The sequence below is a fragment of the Actinosynnema sp. NPDC050801 genome (assembly GCF_040673975.1).
Taxonomy (GTDB): Bacteria; Actinomycetota; Actinomycetes; order Mycobacteriales; family Pseudonocardiaceae; genus Actinosynnema.
The window spans coordinates 1-17,030 of the sequence record NZ_JBFAQZ010000032.1 but is presented as its reverse complement, the minus strand read 5'-3'; the positions used below and the strand labels follow the sequence as shown (position 1 = coordinate 17,030).

Sequence of the window (17,030 nt, the reverse complement as noted above, 5' to 3'; positions counted from 1 at the left end):
CGACGGCCGTGGCGCACCGGCGGGAGAGTGTCATGGACGGTGACTCCTGTTCACACCGTACTGTTCATATATGTGAAGCGGGGTCGTACTTGTGAACGTGTTGGCCGGACTGTAAGAATCGGCGCAGCGACGTGTCAAGTGCGTGTTGCCGGAACGTTTCCCGTGGAGGACTTGGTGACTGGACCCGCGTCACCCGCTCGGCCGAACGCGGTCAAGTCGGCCGATCGGACTGTGGAACTGCTCGAAGTGCTGTCGGCGTCGGACCGCCCGCTGACCCTGACCGAACTGCACCGCGAGCTGAGCTACCCGAAGTCGAGCCTCTACATGCTGCTGCAGACGCTCGTCGCCCGGGGATGGGTGGAGCTCGACCCCACCCGCGGCACGTACGGCATCGGCGTGCGCGCCCTGCTCGTCGGCACGTCGTACCTCGACCACGATCCGGTGGTGCAGGTCGCCATCCGGGTGATGGAGCAGGTGCGCCGGGAGATCAACGAGACGGTCCACCTGGCCCGCCTCGACGGCGCGGACGTGGTGTACCTGGCCAGCCGCGAGTCCGAGCACCACCTGCGCGTGGTGTCCCGCGTCGGTCGCCGGCTGCCCGCGCACTCCACGTCCCTGGGCAAGGCGCTGCTGGCCGCGCGCACGCCGGCGGAGGTGGACGCGATACTGCCCACCCGGCTGACGCCGCTGACCCCGAACACGATCATCGAACGCCCGGCGCTGCACGCCCAGCTCGCCGGCTTCCGCGCCGTCGGGTACGCGCACGAGCGCGAGGAGAACACGCCCGGTCTGGGCTGCTTCGCCGTCGCCCTGCCCTACCGCAACCCGGTGCTCGACGCGATGAGCTGCTCGGTGCCGCTGGGCCGGCTCGACCCCGACCACGAGCGGCAGGTCGTCGAGGCACTGCTGCACGCGGCACGCACGATCACCGAGCTGCTGCGCCAGTTCGGCCGCTGATTCCCGTCCCGAATCCGAAAGGGCTCGACGTGACCGCACGAATCCTCATCACCGGCGCCGCCGGCATAGTCGGCACGCTCATGCGCACCCGCCTGGCCGCGCCGGACCGGACCCTGCGCCTGCTCGACATCGCGCCGCTGCCGCCCGCCGCCGACGGTGAGCGGGTCGAGCTGGTCACGGCGTCGGTCACCGACCAGGCCGCGATGGACGAGGCGTGCGCGGGCGTCGACGCGGTGATCCACCTCGGCGGGCACAGCCTGGAGCGGCCGTGGGCGGAGATCCTGGACGTCAACATCAACGGCACGCACGTAGTGCTGGAGGCGGCGCGCCGGGCCGGGGTGTCGCGGGTCGTGCTGGCCAGCTCCAACCACGCGGTCGGGTACTACGAGCGCGCGTCCGGCGAGGCGGGCGACTACCTGTTCCCGCAGCCCGACACGTACTACGGCGTGAGCAAGGTGGCGTTGGAGGCGTTGGGCAGCCTGTACGCGTCGCGGTACGGCCTGGACGTGGTCGCGGTGCGGATCGGCTCGTGCTTCGAGAAGCCGCGTGACGCGCGGATGCTGTCGACGTGGCTGTCGCCGGACGACGGCGCGCGGCTGTTCGAGGCGTGCCTGTCGGCGCCGTCGCCGGGTTTCCGGGTGATCTGGGGAGTCTCGGACAACACGCGCCGGTGGTTCTCGTTGGCCGAGGCGGAGGCGTTGGGCTACAAGTCGGAGGACGACTCCGAGGTGTTCGCGGACGAGGTGCTGGCCGCGGGCTCACCGGAACCCGGATCGCCGGCCGTGACGTACCTGGGTGGCGTGTGGTGCACGCCCGAGTTCGACACCGCGGTGAAGGAGGCCGGCCGATGAGCGACGGCGTGCAGGGGTTCGACCCGCGTACCGGCGAGCCGGTCGGCGAGGCGGTGCCGGAGACGTCGGACGTCGAGGTCGACGCGATCGCGCGGGCGGGCGCCGCGGCGTTCCCGTCGTGGTCGTCGCTGCCCGCCGTCGAGCGGGCCTCGGTGCTCGACGCCGTGGCCGACGCGCTGGACGCGTCGACCTCGGAGTTGGTGGAGATCGCGGACGCGGAGACCGCGCTCGGCGTGCCGCGGCTGACCACGGAGTTGAAGCGGACCACGAACCAGCTGCGGCTGTTCGGCGGGGTGTTGCGCGAGGGCAGCTACGTCGAGGCGACGTTGGACTCGGCGAACCCGGACATCATCCCGCCGCGGCCCGTGCTGCGGCGGATGCTGCGTCCACTCGGGACGGTCGGGGTGTTCGCGGCGTCGAACTTCCCGTTCGCGTTCTCGGTGGCGGGCGGCGACACGGCGTCCGCGCTGGCCTCGGGCTGCACGGTGGTCGTGAAGTCGCACCCGTCGCACCCCGGCACGTCGCGCGAGACCGCACGGGTCGTGCAGTCGGTCGTCCCGGCGGGCGTTTTCGGCATCGTGCACGGCCAGGCGGCCGGTGTGGCGCTGGTCAAGCACCCCGAGATCAAGGCGGTCGGGTTCACCGGCTCGACCGCGGGCGGTCGGGCCCTGTTCGACCTGGCCTCCGCCCGACCCGAGCCGATCCCGTTCTACGGCGAGCTGGGCAGCGTGAACCCGACCGTGGTGCTGCCCGGGGCGGCCGCCGCACGGCCCGAGGGGTTCGCGGCGGAGTTCGTCGGCTCGCTCACGCTCGGCGTGGGCCAGTTCTGCACCAACCCCGGCCTGCTGTTCGCGCCGGAAGCCCTGGTGCCGGCGCTGGCCGACGCCGTGTCGACGTCCGTGGGCGGTCCGATGCTCAACGAGCGCATGGGCGACTCGTACCGTTCGGGCACCGATGGTCTGGCCGCGTCCGGGCTGGTCGAGCTGGTCGCGTCGGGCACCGCGCCCACCGAGGGCTGGAGCGTCGAACCGCGCCTGTTCCGGGTGCCGCTGGCGACGTTCGAGGAGAACCTGGAGAAGCTGACCGAGGAGCACTTCGGGCCGGCGGCGGTCGTGGTGACCTACCGCGACGTGGCGGAGTTGGAGACGGTCCTCCCCCGCCTGCCCGGGACGCTCACCGGCACCGTGCACGCCGCCGAGGGCGAGCACCCGGAGGCGGGGCGGGTCGCGGAGGCGTTGCGGCCGGTCGTCGGGCGGCTGATCTTCAACGGTTGGCCGACCGGTGTCGCGGTGGCGTGGGGCATGCACCACGGCGGCCCGTGGCCGGCCACGACGAACCCGCTGCACACGTCGGTCGGTGCGACTTCGATCCGGCGGTGGGTGGCGCCGGTGACCTACCAGTCCTGGCCGGACGCCTTGTTGCCCGCCGAACTGCGCGAGGGCAACCCGTTGGGCATCCCGCGCCGGGTGGACGGCGTGCTCGGCATCCACTGAGGCCCGTGCGGGTGGGAGGTGGCGTCGGCCGGACCCGGCCTGGCGCCACCTCCCACTCCCGGCCGGTGACAGCGGGTCCGTCCGGCCCGGAGATGGTCGGGTGCGGCCGGCCCGGAGACGGCCGGGTGCGGCCGGCCGGGAGACGGTCGAGTGCAGTCGAGGACCGCCGGGTGCGGTCGAGGACGGTCGGGTGCGGTCGAGGACGGTCGTCATCGCGGCCGAGCTGTGGTCGAGCCGCACTCACCCCCGCGCAACCCGCCCGCCCACCGCGCCGTAGCCCGATTGCATACAGAATGTTGTATGAGGTCGCCGTCCAGCTCGTCTGATGGGCGGATGCGTGGCCGCCTACAGAGCCTGTCACTCGTCCCGGTGAGCGGACCGTTTTTTGTATACGAAAATCTGTATGTTGAATCCGGCATCACCGACACCTGCCCGAGGAGGCGACCGTGAGCCGGCCCAGCTCGCCGCTGATCGGCGCGGGGAACAACCGCCGTGCGGCCCGCGACTCGTTGAGCGGCGCCGTAGCCCGCAAGGTCGAGCGGCCCGCACCGTTGCGCCAAGCCGTCTACGAGGCCCTGCTCGACCTGATCGTGAACCGTGCCCTCAAGCCCGGTCAGCACTTGGTCGAGAACGAGCTGGCCGAGCACCTGGGCGTGAGCCGCCAGCCGGTGCGCGAGGCGTTGCAGCGCCTGCAAACCGAGGGGTGGGTCGACCTGCGCCCGGCGCAGGGCGCGTTCGTGCACACCCCCACCGACGAAGAGGCCGACCAGCTCCTCGGCGTGCGCAACGTCCTGGAGACCTACTCCGCCAGGCTCGCCGCCGAGCACGCCACCGAAGAGGACGTCGAGCAGCTGCGGAAGTTGCAGAACGAGGGCGTCGCCGCGCTCAAGGCCAAGGACGTGGAACGGGTCGTCGCCGCGAACGCCGCGCTGCACGCGTTCATCACGCAGCTGTCCGGCAACACCGTGCTGGCCGAGATGATCACCACGGTCGACCGCCGCGTCCGCTGGTACTACGCGCCGCTCGCGCTGATCCGGGGCCAGGACGCCTGGACCGAGCACGCCGACATCATCGACGCCATCACCCTGGGCGAGCCGCAGGAGGCCGCCAGGCTGATGAACCAGCACACCGAGCGCACCCGCACCGCCTACCGCGAACACCGGGACGCCACCCAGTCGAAGTAGGTCATGCGGTAGGTCACGCGGTTGGGGTGTGCGCGGCCGACCACCTCCGCGCCTCACCTGACCAAGCCGTCGTCGGGTACGCCGCCGGCTCCACCACCCCATGCCGAGCGGAACGGCCCGGCTGTCGCGGGGACTGCTCAGCCGGACCTGACCGCGGTCACCACCGTTCGACGAGCGGCTCGTCGTGCTCTCCCCGCCGCCACTGCTCGGTGACGCGGCCGAGCCGGGCCGGTGATGCCACACCGCGCACGGACGCGACCTTGCCGTCCCGGACCTCCAGGACCGCCATGCCGACCACCCGGTCCTCGAACACGGCCAGTACCGCCGGCGAGCCGTTGACCATCCCGGCGTGGATCGAGGGCGAGCCGCCGACCAGCTTCCGCTTCGCCGCAGTCGGCTTGAACGCGGCTCGCGCGGCGGCGGCGAACTGCTCCGGATCGGTGTAGCGCAGCAGCTTCTCGGTCAACCCCGCACCGTCGGTGATCGCGGTCGCGTCGTCGGTCAGCAACGCCACCAGCCGTTCGGTGTGGCCCGAGGAGGCGGCGTCGAGGAACGCCTTGACGATCCGCCGCGCGGTGGCGCGGTCGACCTCAGCGGTGGTGCGCCCGGCGGCGATGTGGCGCCGGGCGCGGTGGGCGTGCTGCTGGCTCGCGGACTCGGTGATGTCGAGGATCCCGGCGATCTCGGCGTGGCTGTAGGAGAACGCCTCCCGCAGGACGTAGACGGCGCGCTCGACCGGTGTGAGCCGTTCCATCAGCGTCAGCACCGCCAGCGTCACCGATTCGCGCTGCTCGACGGTGTCCGCCGGACCCAGCATCGGGTCGCCGTCGAGCAGCGGTTCGGGTAGCCAGGCGCCGACCGCGCGTTCACGCCGCGCCTTGGCGGAGCGGAGGCGGTCGAGGGACAGGTTGGTGACCACCTTGGTCAGCCACGCCTCGGGCACCTCGATGTGGTCCCGATCGGCCGCCTGCCAGCGCAGGAACGCGTCCTGCACGGCGTCCTCGGCGTCGGCGGCCGAGCCGAGCAGGCGGTACGCCAACGAGGCCAACCGGTCCCGGCTGGCCTCGAAGCGCTCAACGGTCGCGCTGTCCATGAGCGCCACGCTAGGCGGTGACCGCCTCGGCGGGACGGTCGGCCGTCGCCGTCGCCGCGGCCGGCGCGGTCGCTTCGGTCGCCGCGCGGAGCTTGCGGGTCGGCATGCCGTAGGTCGGGTGGCCCACGCCGAAGGCGGCGCCCCGGAGGATGGCCGCCTTGAGACGTGCGGCCGGACGTCCGCGCAGGGCCCAGGACTTCGGCCTCACGTCGCGGCCGACCGCCTGGAAGATCGCGTCCCGCCGACCGAGGCTGATGTGGTTGCCGACGTAGACCAGCGAGGTCTTCGCGATCTTGCGGCCGGTCAGGTCACCGATGATCGAGGCCACCGCCTGCATGCCGGTGAAGCCGGCCGAAGCGCACGACATCGGCAGCGGTCGGCCGTTCTCGCCGATGGCGTGGACGCTGTCGCCCGCGGCGTAGACGTCGGGGTGCGAGACCGACCGCATCATGCGGTCGACCCGGATCTGGCCGTTGGCCTCGACGTCGAGGCCACTGGCGGCGGCGATCGGGTGGGCCGCGAAACCCGCCGCCCAGACCGTCACGTCGGCGGCGAAACCGGTGCCGTCCTCGGCGAAGGCGCCCGTCGCCTCGACGCGGTCGACGGTGGTGTGCTCGTGGACCGCGATGCCGAACCGGTCGAAGGCCCGCAGCAGGTGGCGGCGGGCCTTCGCGCCCAGCCATCCGCCCAGTTCGCCGGTCGTGACGAGGCTGACCCGCAGCCCCGGCCGGGACTCGGCGATCTCGGTGGCGACCTCGATCGCGGTCAGGTTGCCGCCGACGACCAGCACCGTCCCGTGCCCGCCCAGCTCGTCCAGCCGACGGCGCAGGCGCAGCGCCGACGGCCGTCCGGCGACGTGGAAGGCGTGCTCGGCCACGCCCGGCACGCCGTGGTCGGCGACGGTGCTGCCCAGCGCGTAGAGGAGGGTGTCGTAGTCGAGCCGGTCGGCGCCCTCGCCGTCGGTGACGGTGACGGTCCGGTGCTCGACGTCGACCTCCGTGACGTGCGCCAGGCGCAGGCGGATGCCGGTGCCCGCGAACATCTCCGCCAACCCGCGGGGGCGCAGGTCACGACCGGCGGCGACCTGGTGCAGGCGCAACCGCTCGACGAAGTCGGGTTCGGCGTTGACGACGGTGATCTCGAAGTCGTCGGGGTGCAGGCGGCGGACGAGGTTTCCAGCGGCGTGGGCCCCGGCGTACCCGGCTCCGAGGACGATGACGCGGTGCGGCATGTTCGTGCTCCTGTCTGGTTCGCTCCGCCTCTGAACGAGACGGCGAGCCGATCCCTGACAGACTTCGACTATGACGTGGATCACCGCGGGCGTCGGCAGTGCCCGGTGGAACCGCGACCGGTCCGGCCGCGATGTCAGTTCGCAGTCAGGTCGACGGTGGTGGTGGCGCCCGCGGTGACGTCCACCGCGACGGGGTGCCACTGAAGACCTCCGTTGGTCGGGGTGAACGCGATGCGGACGGATTGGGCCCCGAGCCCGGTGGCGGTGTACTGGTTCGTGCTCTTCACGCAGGCTGCGGGGCGGCCCAGTCGCCGGTCTTGGCGGTCGGCGGCGTTGCCGGACCACTGCCAGGCGTAGCGGCCGGAGCGGTCCGGGAACTGGACCGGCCAGTCGTAGGGCCCAGGCCGCCGATCGCGTAGGCGCCGCTGCCGCAGGTGCAGTTCGGCTCGTAGGGGTTGACCGACCACGGGGCGGCCGGGTGACGGTGACGCAGACGCCAGACACCTCCGCGCCGGTCGCGGCGTCGGTGACCGTGCCGCTGATGGTGCCCGCCAGGTCCAGTCGGACGGTCACCGACGTGGTCTCGCCGGAACGGACGGTGTGCCAGGCCGCCTGGTCCACGTCGCCCGTACCGCCGTCCGGGCCCACCCACTGGCTGCTGTGCACGCCGTCCACCGGCTTGGCGAAGAGCTTGGTGCGGCCCGTGAAGCGCATGCCCCGGCGCAGCCGTCCGGCGGAGTCGGCGCAGTTGTCCGGGTATTGCGGGACGGAACCGCGGTCATCCTCGTCCACCTCGGCGACGCACGTGCTGGGCACGGGCTGGTCGGTCACCGCGTCCACGAACGTCCGGTCCAGCACCGCCTCGCGGTCCATCGCGATGGAGGCGGTGGTCGTCTGCTCCGCGACGACGTCCTGGTCGACGGAACCGTAGAGGTAGCCCGCGGGCGGAGTGGCGGTCACGTGCCAACGCCCCACGCGCGCCGGGCCGAGTTCCACCCTGCCGCCGGAGTCGGCGCAGCCGCTGACCAAGTGCGGCCCGCTCGCCGACACGCACACGCCCGGCATCGGCGCACCGGTCGCGGAGTCGGCGAGCGTGATCTCCAGGCTGCCGACCGGCAGCGCCACCTCGTCGACCGCGGTCTCCTCCCGGCCACGACCGTGATCTGCTGCGCAGACCGCGAATCGTGCTTCCCCGGCCACCACTGCCCGGTGAACGACGGCCACTGGTAGCGCAGCTCGTACTGACCGGCGGGCACGGCGGCGAGCCGGTGCCGGCCCTCGGCGTCGGTCACCACCGAGTCCCGGCCGTTGCCGTGCTGGTCGGTCAGGTCGACACGGGCCTGCGCGACGGATGCGCCGGTGGCGCGCAGGAAACTTCCCGCCACCGAACCGGCCTCCGCCGCCCCGGCCGTCGGCGTCACCACACCGGCGACCACCAGCGCGGCCACGAGCACGCGCGAAAATCCCAGGACGGACGTGGGCCCTCCCCTGCTCCACGATCCAGTGACCACCACGGACCAGCAGGGCACGCGCACGTCGTGGGACATGCGTGATTACGCCGATCGCACGCTCGCGCTCCTGCGGAGTGCGGATCTCTGCCTCACACGACGCGGCGACGGCCCGCGTAGACGTTCACCGACGTGCCGCGCAGGAGACCGACCGGGTCATGCCCACCTCGGCGACCAGGCTCACGGCTGGCGACGACGGCGCCGGCACGGCGGCCGGCAGCGGGGATCCGGCCATCGCCACCTCCTGCACCAGCTCCAACGACGCCCGGCCGCCGACCATCAGTACCGCGCTGGCGAGCGGCCGACCCCGGTTCCTCGGCGCCCAGCCCACCTCGTCGACCACGCGAACAGGCCCGCCCGTGAGGTCGAAGACCCGTTGTGCGGCAGGAAGTTCGTCCGGCAACGCGGCCCGGGTCTCCGCGTCGCAGCCGTCGGTGGTCGTGACCACGCAGTACCGGATCGTGGTCACGTACCCGGCGGCGCGCACCACGCCACCGCTCGCCGACAACCCGGTCGCCAGGCGTCGACCACGCTGTCCACCACCCGGACCGCCCGACGCCTGCTCACAAACGTCTCATGTGGACTCCTCGTCTCTGGCCGTCCCTTGGCGCAGCCCGTAGCCACGTCCCTGGACTCACTGGATCCGGTGGCGATGGCGGCGGCCACGCTGGTCGGTTCCGGAGTCCGGTCGAGGTGACCGACACCCACGACCGCCGGGCGCCGGTCACCAAGGCCGTCTCCGCGCGCCGGCCCACCGACCGGTCTCGACGGCGCGGAGCGGCTGGACCGGACCCGAGTACTCATTCGATGCTGGTAACTCCTCTCATCCGATCTCGGGGACGGTCCTGGGGTTCACGGGGTGGCCAGGGCTTCCGTCGGGGACAGGCGGCTGGCGCGAACGGCCGGGTAGAGGCCCGCCAAGGCGCCGATCACGGCGGTCGCGGCCATGCCTCCCAGGGTGGCCCAGGCCGGGACCAGGGCCGGCCACTGTTGGTAGGTGGAGTAGGCCGTCGTCACGAGGACGCCCAGGACAGCTCCGGCGGCGCCGCCCAGGGCGGACAGGAGCAGTGATTCGGTCAGGAACTGGGCGCGGATCTGAGCCCTGGTGGCGCCCAGGGATCTTCGGAGGCCGATCTCGGCCCGGCGTTCCAGGACCGAGATGACCATGGTGTTGGCCACGCCCACGCCGCCCACCAGCAGCGCTACGGCGCCCAGACCCAGCAGGAGGGCGTTGAGGGTTTCGTCGGTGGCTTGTTTGGCCGCCAGGACGTCCGAGGGGCGGGACACCTCCACTTCGTCGGGGTGTTCGGGATTGGCGGTCGCGGCCAGGTTGGCCTGGACGCTGTGCACGGCCTCCTCCCTGGACCTGGCGTAGACCGTGGTCGGGTAGCCGTCGAACCCCAGCTCCTGGCCGGCCACCGGCCAGCCGACCAGGGCCGCGGTGTCGAGTTCGGGCGCGAGGGGTGTGGGGTGCAGGACGCCCACCACGGTGAACCACTCGCCGCCCAGGTGGACGGGTTCGTTCGGCGCGGCGACGCCGAGGCGCTCGGCGGCTTTGTGGCCCAGGACCACGGCCGGGTACCGGGCGGTGGCCTCGTTGAGGAAGACGCCCTTCGCGACCGTCGCGCCGACGGTGTCCAGGAGGTCCGTCCTGGTGGCCAGGACGGCTATGCCGCCGGACTCCGTCTCGGGGATGTGGTCGTTGCGGTAGACGTGGGCGTCGACCACCCTGCCGGTCGCGGTGGTGGACAGGACCGGTTCCATCCGGCCGATCATGCCCACCGACTCGCTCGGCAGGTGCGTCTGCTCGCCGAACAGGGTCTGGCCCGGGCCGACGGTCAGCAGGTTCGTGCCGAGCGCGGCGAGGCGGCGGTCGAGGTCGGCCCGGCTGGACGTCGAGATTCCCACGACCGAGATCATCGCGGCGATGCCGATGGCGATGCCCAGCGCGGACAGCACGACCCGCGTCGGCCGGGCACGGAGGCCCGCGCCGCCTACGCGAAGGACGTCGGCCGGGCTGAGGCGAGCCGGTCGCAGGTCAGCCATCACCCACCACCCGACCGTCGCGCACGTCCACCCGGCGCGGCAGGGTCGCGGCCACCTCCTGGTCGTGCGTGATGACCAGGACCGTGGTGCCCGAGGCGTTCAGGGACCGCAGCAGCCGCAACACGCCCTCACCGGACTTCGAGTCGAGGTTCCCGGTGGGCTCGTCGGCGAGCAGCAACGCCGGCCGCCCCACCACGGCACGGGCGATCGCCACGCGTTGTCGCTCGCCACCGGACAGCTCGTGCGGCCGGTGGGTCAGCCGGTGCCCGAGACCGACCGACTCCAGCGCCGCCACGGCACGTCGGCGGCGTTTCCCCAGGCCGACGCCCGTGTAGAGCAGGCCGTCGGCGACGTTGTCCACAGTGGACACGCCAGCGGTCAGGTGGAACTGCTGGAACACGAACCCGATGACGCCCGCCCGCAACGCCGACAGCGCCCGGTCCGACAGGTCGCCCACCGCGTGCCCCTCGATGCGCACCTCGCCGTGCGAAGGCCGGTCGAGGGTGCCGATGAGGTTGAGCAACGTCGACTTGCCGGACCCGGACGGGCCCACGATGCCCACGAGCTCACCGCGCTCGACGGTGAGCGACACGTCCCGCAGGGCGACCACCCCCTGGTACTCCCGACCCACCTCGTGCAACCGCACCACCGGCGTCATCGCGGCACCCCGACCTCGACGCCCTCGGCGATGCCCTCGCCGACGACCTCCACCCGACCGGCGGCGAACAGCCCCGTCTCCACCGGCACGTACCGGGTCGCACCGCCCTCGACCACCTGGACGCCGTACTCGCCCTCACCGAGTGACACCAGGGCGCCCACCGGCACCGCCAGCACGCCCTCCTTGCGCTCCGACACGAGCAGGACGTCCACTGGGGCCGAGTCGAGGCGCCCCAGCGCCGCCTGGTCGGCCACCGAGACCACCACCTCGACCGTGGTGGTCGGGCTCGCGCCCGGCTGGGCCGGACCGGCGGTAGCCACGGTGCCCACCGACTCGACCCTGCCCTCGACCGACTTGCCGTCCGGCAGGGCCACGGTCGCCGGCACGCCCTCGGCCACCAGGTGCTGCTTGCCCACCTCCAGCGGCACGACCACCACTCGGGTCGTGCCCGTGTAGGTGAGCACCGGCCCGGTCGCCCGACCACCCGGCTGCGCCTTGAGCTCCGCCACCCGAACCTCACCACCGGCGACCACGACGTCCGTCGGCTGCACCACGCCCGTCTGCGGCACGCCCAGCGCCTGCTGCCACGCGCGCACCGCCGTGGCCGTGGCCGCGGTGTAGGACTCGTCCGCGGTGAACCCGCCGTAACCGAGCGCCAGCAGGTTCTCCTCCAACTGGAGGACGTCCCGGCCGGTGACCCCGGCGGACAGCGACCGGTACGCCGGTGTGGCGCCGAACAGCAGCGGAACGGGCCGGTCGTCCACCTCGTACACCGCCTGCCCGCGGCCGACGACCGCGCCGGGCTCGGGCAGCCAGGTGACGGTGCCCTGCGCGCCGACGGGCACGGCGGTGGCCGCGCCGTGGCTCAACGAACCGGCGACCCGCTCGGTGCGGGTCAGCGTCGTCGTCACCACCTCCGCCGTGGCGGGCGGCAGGTTCGCCGCGCTCGCGGGCGCCGGGTCCGCGCCGCCGAGCCTGACCGCGGCGACACCGCCCGCGCCGAGCACGACCAGCACGCCCGCTCCCCAGGCGACTCGCGCACGGCCTCTCATCGGCCCAGCACCGGGAGCTTGTCCCGACAAGCATCGAGCGCCGCCCGGAACGCGGGGCTGTCGCGGTCGACCTTCCCGAGCCCGCTCATCTTGCCGCCGTTCGGGTCGGGGTCGGGCACGTCGACCCCGTTGTCCCGCATGCACCGGGTGAACTCCCGCAACCGGTCGAGCTGCTCCGGGTCCAACTTGGACAGATCACCACCGCCCGGCAGGAGCTCCCGGCACGCCTCCCTGGCCCGCTCGAAGTCCGGGTCGGTGCGGTCCACCTTCCCGAAGCCACCCGGTTTGCCGCCGGGCTCCGGGTCCGGCACGTCCACTCCGTTGTCGCGCATGCACCGCGCGAACTCCCGCAACCGGTCCTCCTGGCTCATCGCCGCGCTCGACGACGGCGGCGCCGACGGCGCGGCGCCGACCGTGCCGCACCCGGTCAGCGCCAGCGCCAACAACACCGGCACGATGCTGAATCGCATGTCCCCTCCTCCATCGGTGGGGCCAGTCGACCAGCGGGGCCATAACCAGCGCGTAACCACGACCGCTTATGCGGAGGTTATGGTGCCCGGCGCACCATGGACCGCATGCGCATCCTCGTGGTCGAAGACGAAACGACGCTGGCGGCGACCATCGCCGAGTGGTTGCGCCGCGAAGCGTTCGCCGTCGACGTGGTGCACGACGGCGACTCCGCGCTGGAGCGCCTGTCGGTCAACGACTACGACGTGCTCGTGCTCGACCGGGACATACCGCGCGTGCACGGCGACGACGTGTGCCGCCGGGTCGCCGACTCGGGCGCCGAGACGCGGATCCTCATGCTCACCGCCGCCGCAGCGGTGCGCGACCGGGTGGAGGGGCTGGCCCTCGGCGCGGACGACTACCTGCCCAAGCCGTTCGCGTTCGTGGAGCTGTCCGCACGGGTGCACGCGCTGCTGCGCAGGGTCCGGCCGCCGAACCCGCCCGTGCTCGAACGGGCGGACCTCCGGCTCGACCCGGCCCGCCGCCAAGTCACCCGGGCGGGTGAATTCATCCCGTTGGCCAACAGAGAGTTCGGGCTGCTCACGGAACTGCTCCGCGCGCAGGGCGCCGTCGTGACCTCCGAACACCTGCTGGAGAAGGTGTGGGACGAGCACATCGACCCGTTCACCAACGCGGTGCGGGTGACCATGGTGAAGCTGCGCCGCAAGCTCGGTGAGCCGCCGCTGATCGAGACCGTGCCCGGTGTGGGATACCGGATCCCGTGATCGGCCGGTGGAGCATCCGCGGCAGGCTGACCGCGCTCTACGGCGGGTTGTTCCTGCTCGCCGGTGCCGTCCTGCTCGCGGTCACCTACCTGCTGGTGTGGCAGAGCCTCAACGGCAGGCTCCAGCCGCTCACCGACGTGGTGAGCCTGCGCGAGTTGCGCGAGGCCTCCTCCGACGACCTGATCACGGCGGTCCGCACCGCCCAGACCCGCTACCGCGACGAGGTGCTGGACTCCCTGCTCACCCGAGGAGGCCTCGCATTGCTGTGCGTGGCCCTGATCGCGGTGGCGTTCGGGTGGCTGCTGGCACGCGGCGCGTTGCAGCCGGTGCACCGCATCACCGAGACCGCACGCCGGATCGCGCAGGGCCACGGCCTGCACGAGCGGATACCGCCGACCGGTCCCGGCGGCGAGGTGGCCGAGCTGGCCGAGACGTTCAACGCGATGCTCGACCGGCTGGACCGCGCGTTCGACGGCCAACGCCGGTTCGTCGCCGACGCGTCCCACGAGATGCGCACCCCGCTCGCGGTGAAACGGGCGCTCATCGAGGTCTCGATCACCCGACCGGGTGCCTCCGCGGACGCCAAGCAGCTGGGCGCCGAGCTGCTGGAGGTCAACGCCCGCCACGAACGGCTCATCGACGGGTTGCTCACGTTGGCCGACAGCGAGAACGAGCTCACCGAGCGCACCGCCACCTCGGTCTCCGACATCGCCGAGCACGTGCTGTGGCAGTCGAGGGCCGTCGCCGAACGGGCCGGCGTCGACCTGCACCACGAGTTGGCGCCGTGCGAGGTCGTCGGCGACCCGGTGCTGCTGGAGCGCCTGGTGCGCAACCTGGTGGACAACGCCATCAGGCACAACCGCCGGGACGGGTGGGTCGACGTGAGCGCCGGACCAGGGGCCCTGGTGGTGGCGAACACCGGTCCGAAGATCGAGCCCTACGAGGTGGAAGGGCTGTTCCGACCGTTCCGCCGGCTCGACCGGGTCGCCACCACCACGGGCGATCGAGGCCTGGGTCTGGGGCTGTCGATCGTCCGGGCCATCGCCACCGCCCACGGTGCGACGGTGACCGCGACACCGGGGGCGGACGGCGGCTTGGCTGTTGCGGTCAGGTTTGTCGGAGGGACGTGAGGAACGCCCGGAATGGACGGTCCGCAAAGGTCAATCTCGATCCAGGTCGTTTACTGTCCCTGACGCTGGTCGTGCTCCGTCCCACGGCCAGCTCGACGCAGTTGTTCCCCGCGCCGGAGTAGGTGCTCTTACGCCACGTTCTGTCGTTTCTCATGTGTCCTTCACCGCGGTTGCCAGTTTTCTGATCAACGAAGCCGACTCCTTGGGCGACAGGGCGACCTCGCTCACGATTTCCTCGAAGTGCAACAGGTACTTCTGCACGTCGGCGCGATTGTCCACCCACTTGCCACCACCCGCGTACTCCAGGTACACGGCCGAAGGATCACTGTCCTCGAAGCGGAGAGCGGTCGCACCACCACCCGACATGGTTCCGTGAGCACCGGCGCCGAACGGAACCACTTGTATGGTGATGTTGTCCTGCTTCCCCTTGTCGAGCAAATGCGACAACTGCTCGCGCATGACGGAAGGCCCGCCGACCATCCGGTGCAGTGCCGCTTCGTCGATCACCGCGTGCAGGAGCAACCCGGGCAGTCGGCGCTGCCGGTTCGCCAGTGCCGCGGTCACCTGTTCCACCGAGACCGACGCATCCATGAACCGCTGACCCGCGAGCCTGATCGCCACGGCGTAGGCGGGCGTCTGGAGCAGACCCGGGATGACGATCATCTCGATGGTGCGCACCTCGGTGGCGTCGGCCTCCTGCCGGGCGTAGGTGCGCGCTTCGGGCGTGTACGCCGCGGCGTACACCAAACGGGTGCCATCCTGCTTCGCGTCCTCCCACAACGCTTCCGCCTCACGCCGTTCGGTATCGGTCGCCCCGTAGAGCCCGAGCAGCGCGCCCAGCTCGGTCCAACTCGGACTGATGTAACCGTTCTCCATCCGCGACAGCGTCGACTGCGTCTTCCGCGTCAGCGCGTGGTAGTCGATCTCGGTCTTGCCCGCTCGCTTGCGCAAGGCGTTCAGGAACTGCCCCAGCTTGCGCTTGCGTCGGGTTTGGACGGCTGCCATGCGGATCTCTCCTCGCTGGAAAAGAACTGCGAACACCCTAGTCCGGTTCCGCGTTCTGCCCAGTTTCACTCGATCGAGCGCTTACAAGGTGCATATACACCCCTATTACCGCACCTGGCCGGCCTTCCACCCGCCCAGGGACCGGCGAGCTCGCCCGCCGCCCGCCGTTGGCTGCGCCGCCGGTGTCCCAAGCCGTACGACGTGCCCGACGACCTGGACGGGTGATCAGCGCGGACCGAAGTTCGGCCACATGTACATCTCTCAGGTCCGACAGCGCAACGTCAAGGGGGTTCCGCGGCACCGCGATGTGGATCTCATGCTCACCGCGCCCGGCGGACCGCGGTGAGGACGGCTGAACACGGACCGCCGGCACCCGCCACCCGGGGCGTTGGCGCCGGCCGGCAGCGGTCCCGCGCTGGCCCGCAACCGGTGCCCCGGTTCGGGAACCGGGCCGCCGCGGCCGACGGAGGTGCGATCGGGTTCGCCCGGGACCTGGTGGTGGATCGACCCGACCCGGCCCGGAGGATCCGCCGACGCCGACGACCGGAGCGCGACGGCGATACCGCCCGAACGGCGCAGCGGCCGGTGACGCCGGTCGAGTCCGGCGTTTGACCTTGGAGTGCGCTCCAAGGTCTACCGTCGAGTCATGCGTGTTGCTGAACTGGCCGACGCGGTGGGAATCCGCCCGGACACGGTCCGGTACTACGAGCGCGCGGGGCTGCTGAACCCACCGCCCCGCACCGCCGCCGGCTACCGGGTCTACCAGGAGGACGCGGTCGAGCGGATCAGGTTCGTGCGGGGCTGCCAGCGCCTGGGGCTGAAGCTGCGCGAGATCGCCGACCTGCTGGCCGTGCGCGACACCGGCGTGTGCCCGTGCGAACCCGCCGAAGAGCTGCTCCACCGCCACATCACCGAACTCGACGCGGAGGTCGCCCGACTGTCGGCGCTGCGCGACGAGCTGACCGCGATGGTGCGCGAGCTGCCCACCGGGCGCTGCCCGGACATCGAGCCGGGCACGTGGTGCCCACCAGAGCCGACGACCCGAACCAGGACAGGAGGTGACCGATGATGAACAGCGAGTGCGAGTGCGACTGCGGCACGGGCTGCTGCTGAGTTGAACGAGGTCGGCGAGGCGCCCGCCGACCCCACCCGACCGGTTCCGGCGCGTCCGGGACCCTACCGTCCACAGTGGCTACGCGAAGAGTTTTCAAGCCCGTGACGTCCACCGGGACCGGAAGTCTGTGAAATCCGCCTGAAATTGTCGGACACCCGGTCCATCATGGCCCGCATGGCAGACGCAATCGTGGCCGAAGGACTGGTCAAGCGCTACGGGAAGGTGGTCGCCCTCGACGGCCTCGACCTCGTGGTGCCGGAAGGGACCGTCATGGGCCTGCTCGGGCCGAACGGCGCGGGCAAGACCACAACGGTGCGCGTGCTCACCACACTGCTTGAGCACGACGAGGGCAAGGCGACCGTCACCGGGTTGGACGTGGTCGCCGATGCCAAGGAGCTGCGTCGTCGGATCGGGTTGTCCGGTCAGTACGCGGCGGTGGACGAGAACCTGACGGGGTTCGAGAACCTGGACATGGT

The 17,030-nt window shown here is 71.8% G+C and carries 20 protein-coding genes and 1 pseudogene; 10 read left to right on the top strand and 11 right to left on the bottom strand.

Features of this window, described 5'->3' with window-relative positions:
* The first annotated feature begins 174 nt into the window (after window positions 1-174).
* The 4 genes from AB0K14_RS37580 to AB0K14_RS37565 all read left to right on the top strand — a co-directional run bounded on the left by AB0K14_RS37580 (window position 175) and on the right by AB0K14_RS37565 (window position 4,485).
* Window positions 175-957, top strand: coding sequence for an IclR family transcriptional regulator (locus tag AB0K14_RS37580; RefSeq protein WP_360460078.1), 783 nt, complete (start codon window positions 175-177; stop codon window positions 955-957).
* 29 nt (window positions 958-986) lie between these two features.
* Window positions 987-1,808, top strand: a complete 822-nt coding sequence (locus AB0K14_RS37575) for an NAD(P)-dependent oxidoreductase (RefSeq protein ID WP_360460076.1) — start codon at window positions 987-989, stop codon at window positions 1,806-1,808.
* Window positions 1,805-3,301 carry an aldehyde dehydrogenase (NADP(+)) gene (locus tag AB0K14_RS37570; RefSeq protein ID WP_360460074.1) on the top strand — a complete coding sequence of 499 codons (1,497 nt, stop codon included), beginning with the start codon at window positions 1,805-1,807 and terminating at the stop codon, window positions 3,299-3,301. Before AB0K14_RS37575 ends, AB0K14_RS37570 begins: the two co-directional genes overlap by 4 nt.
* A 446-nt stretch (window positions 3,302-3,747) precedes the next feature.
* Complete coding sequence (locus tag AB0K14_RS37565; RefSeq protein ID WP_360460072.1) at window positions 3,748-4,485, top strand: GntR family transcriptional regulator; 738 nt, start codon at window positions 3,748-3,750, stop codon at window positions 4,483-4,485.
* A 157-nt stretch (window positions 4,486-4,642) separates the two neighbouring features.
* On the opposite strand, the gene AB0K14_RS37560 is transcribed toward AB0K14_RS37565, so the two are convergent.
* The 3 genes from AB0K14_RS37560 to AB0K14_RS37550 all read right to left on the bottom strand — a co-directional run bounded on the left by AB0K14_RS37560 (window position 4,643) and on the right by AB0K14_RS37550 (window position 7,276).
* A complete protein-coding gene (locus AB0K14_RS37560; protein ID WP_360460070.1) occupies window positions 4,643-5,578 on the bottom strand; it encodes a sigma-70 family RNA polymerase sigma factor in 936 nt (311 codons plus the stop codon).
* Between the two features lie 10 nt (window positions 5,579-5,588).
* Entirely contained in the window at window positions 5,589-6,809 is a 1,221-nt protein-coding gene (locus tag AB0K14_RS37555) for an FAD-dependent oxidoreductase (RefSeq protein ID WP_360460068.1), read from the bottom strand.
* A gap of 134 nt (window positions 6,810-6,943) precedes the next feature.
* The gene (locus AB0K14_RS37550) at window positions 6,944-7,276 is read right to left on the bottom strand and encodes a hypothetical protein (RefSeq protein ID WP_360460066.1); all 333 of its coding nucleotides are present in this window, start codon (window positions 7,274-7,276) and stop codon (window positions 6,944-6,946) included.
* A gap of 17 nt (window positions 7,277-7,293) precedes the next feature.
* On the opposite strand from AB0K14_RS37550, the gene AB0K14_RS37545 reads away from it, so the two are divergent.
* Both AB0K14_RS37545 and AB0K14_RS37540 read left to right on the top strand, forming a co-directional pair.
* On the top strand, window positions 7,294-7,740 hold the full coding sequence (locus AB0K14_RS37545) for a hypothetical protein (RefSeq protein WP_360460064.1): 447 nt from the start codon (window positions 7,294-7,296) through the stop codon (window positions 7,738-7,740).
* Between the two features lie 18 nt (window positions 7,741-7,758).
* Entirely contained in the window at window positions 7,759-7,971 is a 213-nt protein-coding gene (locus AB0K14_RS37540) for a hypothetical protein (protein WP_360460166.1), read from the top strand.
* 49 nt (window positions 7,972-8,020) lie between these two features.
* Here AB0K14_RS37540 and AB0K14_RS37535 read toward each other — a convergent pair.
* The 6 genes and pseudogenes from AB0K14_RS37535 to AB0K14_RS37510 all read right to left on the bottom strand — a co-directional run.
* A pseudogene (locus AB0K14_RS37535) lies at window positions 8,021-8,356 on the bottom strand (carboxypeptidase-like regulatory domain-containing protein); the annotation flags it as partial.
* Window positions 8,357-8,441: 85 nt separating this feature from the next.
* Window positions 8,442-8,804, bottom strand: coding sequence for a formate dehydrogenase accessory sulfurtransferase FdhD (locus AB0K14_RS37530; protein ID WP_360460062.1), 363 nt, complete (start codon window positions 8,802-8,804; stop codon window positions 8,442-8,444).
* Between the two features lie 365 nt (window positions 8,805-9,169).
* On the bottom strand, window positions 9,170-10,363 hold the full coding sequence (locus AB0K14_RS37525; RefSeq protein ID WP_360460060.1) for an ABC transporter permease: 1,194 nt from the start codon (window positions 10,361-10,363) through the stop codon (window positions 9,170-9,172).
* Window positions 10,356-11,021: an ABC transporter ATP-binding protein gene (locus AB0K14_RS37520; RefSeq protein WP_360460058.1), complete on the bottom strand. Its 666-nt coding sequence runs from the start codon at window positions 11,019-11,021 to the stop codon at window positions 10,356-10,358. Before AB0K14_RS37520 ends, AB0K14_RS37525 begins: the two co-directional genes overlap by 8 nt.
* Window positions 11,018-12,037, bottom strand: a complete 1,020-nt coding sequence (locus AB0K14_RS37515) for a peptidoglycan-binding domain-containing protein (RefSeq protein ID WP_360460056.1) — start codon at window positions 12,035-12,037, stop codon at window positions 11,018-11,020. Before AB0K14_RS37515 ends, AB0K14_RS37520 begins: the two co-directional genes overlap by 4 nt.
* Before the next feature lie 32 nt (window positions 12,038-12,069).
* Complete coding sequence (locus tag AB0K14_RS37510; RefSeq protein WP_360460054.1) at window positions 12,070-12,543, bottom strand: hypothetical protein; 474 nt, start codon at window positions 12,541-12,543, stop codon at window positions 12,070-12,072.
* Between the two features lie 105 nt (window positions 12,544-12,648).
* Between AB0K14_RS37510 and AB0K14_RS37505 the strand changes: the two genes are divergently transcribed.
* Both AB0K14_RS37505 and AB0K14_RS37500 read left to right on the top strand, forming a co-directional pair.
* Window positions 12,649-13,305, top strand: a complete 657-nt coding sequence (locus AB0K14_RS37505) for a response regulator transcription factor (protein ID WP_360460052.1) — start codon at window positions 12,649-12,651, stop codon at window positions 13,303-13,305.
* Window positions 13,302-14,435, top strand: coding sequence for an ATP-binding protein (locus AB0K14_RS37500; protein WP_360460050.1), 1,134 nt, complete (start codon window positions 13,302-13,304; stop codon window positions 14,433-14,435). The genes AB0K14_RS37505 and AB0K14_RS37500 overlap by 4 nt, the downstream gene beginning before the upstream one ends.
* Here AB0K14_RS37500 and AB0K14_RS37495 read toward each other — a convergent pair.
* Window positions 14,413-14,589, bottom strand: a complete 177-nt coding sequence (locus tag AB0K14_RS37495; RefSeq protein WP_360460048.1) for a DUF397 domain-containing protein — start codon at window positions 14,587-14,589, stop codon at window positions 14,413-14,415. The genes AB0K14_RS37500 and AB0K14_RS37495 overlap by 23 nt on opposite strands.
* The gene (locus AB0K14_RS37490) at window positions 14,586-15,440 is read right to left on the bottom strand and encodes a helix-turn-helix transcriptional regulator (protein WP_360460045.1); all 855 of its coding nucleotides are present in this window, start codon (window positions 15,438-15,440) and stop codon (window positions 14,586-14,588) included. The genes AB0K14_RS37495 and AB0K14_RS37490 overlap by 4 nt, the downstream gene beginning before the upstream one ends.
* A 646-nt stretch (window positions 15,441-16,086) precedes the next feature.
* On the opposite strand from AB0K14_RS37490, the gene AB0K14_RS37485 reads away from it, so the two are divergent.
* Both AB0K14_RS37485 and AB0K14_RS37480 read left to right on the top strand, forming a co-directional pair.
* A complete protein-coding gene (locus AB0K14_RS37485) occupies window positions 16,087-16,509 on the top strand; it encodes a heavy metal-responsive transcriptional regulator (RefSeq protein WP_360460044.1) in 423 nt (140 codons plus the stop codon).
* Between the two features lie 219 nt (window positions 16,510-16,728).
* A partial coding sequence (locus AB0K14_RS37480; protein WP_360460042.1) for an ATP-binding cassette domain-containing protein occupies window positions 16,729-17,030 on the top strand: 302 nt, incomplete at its 3' end.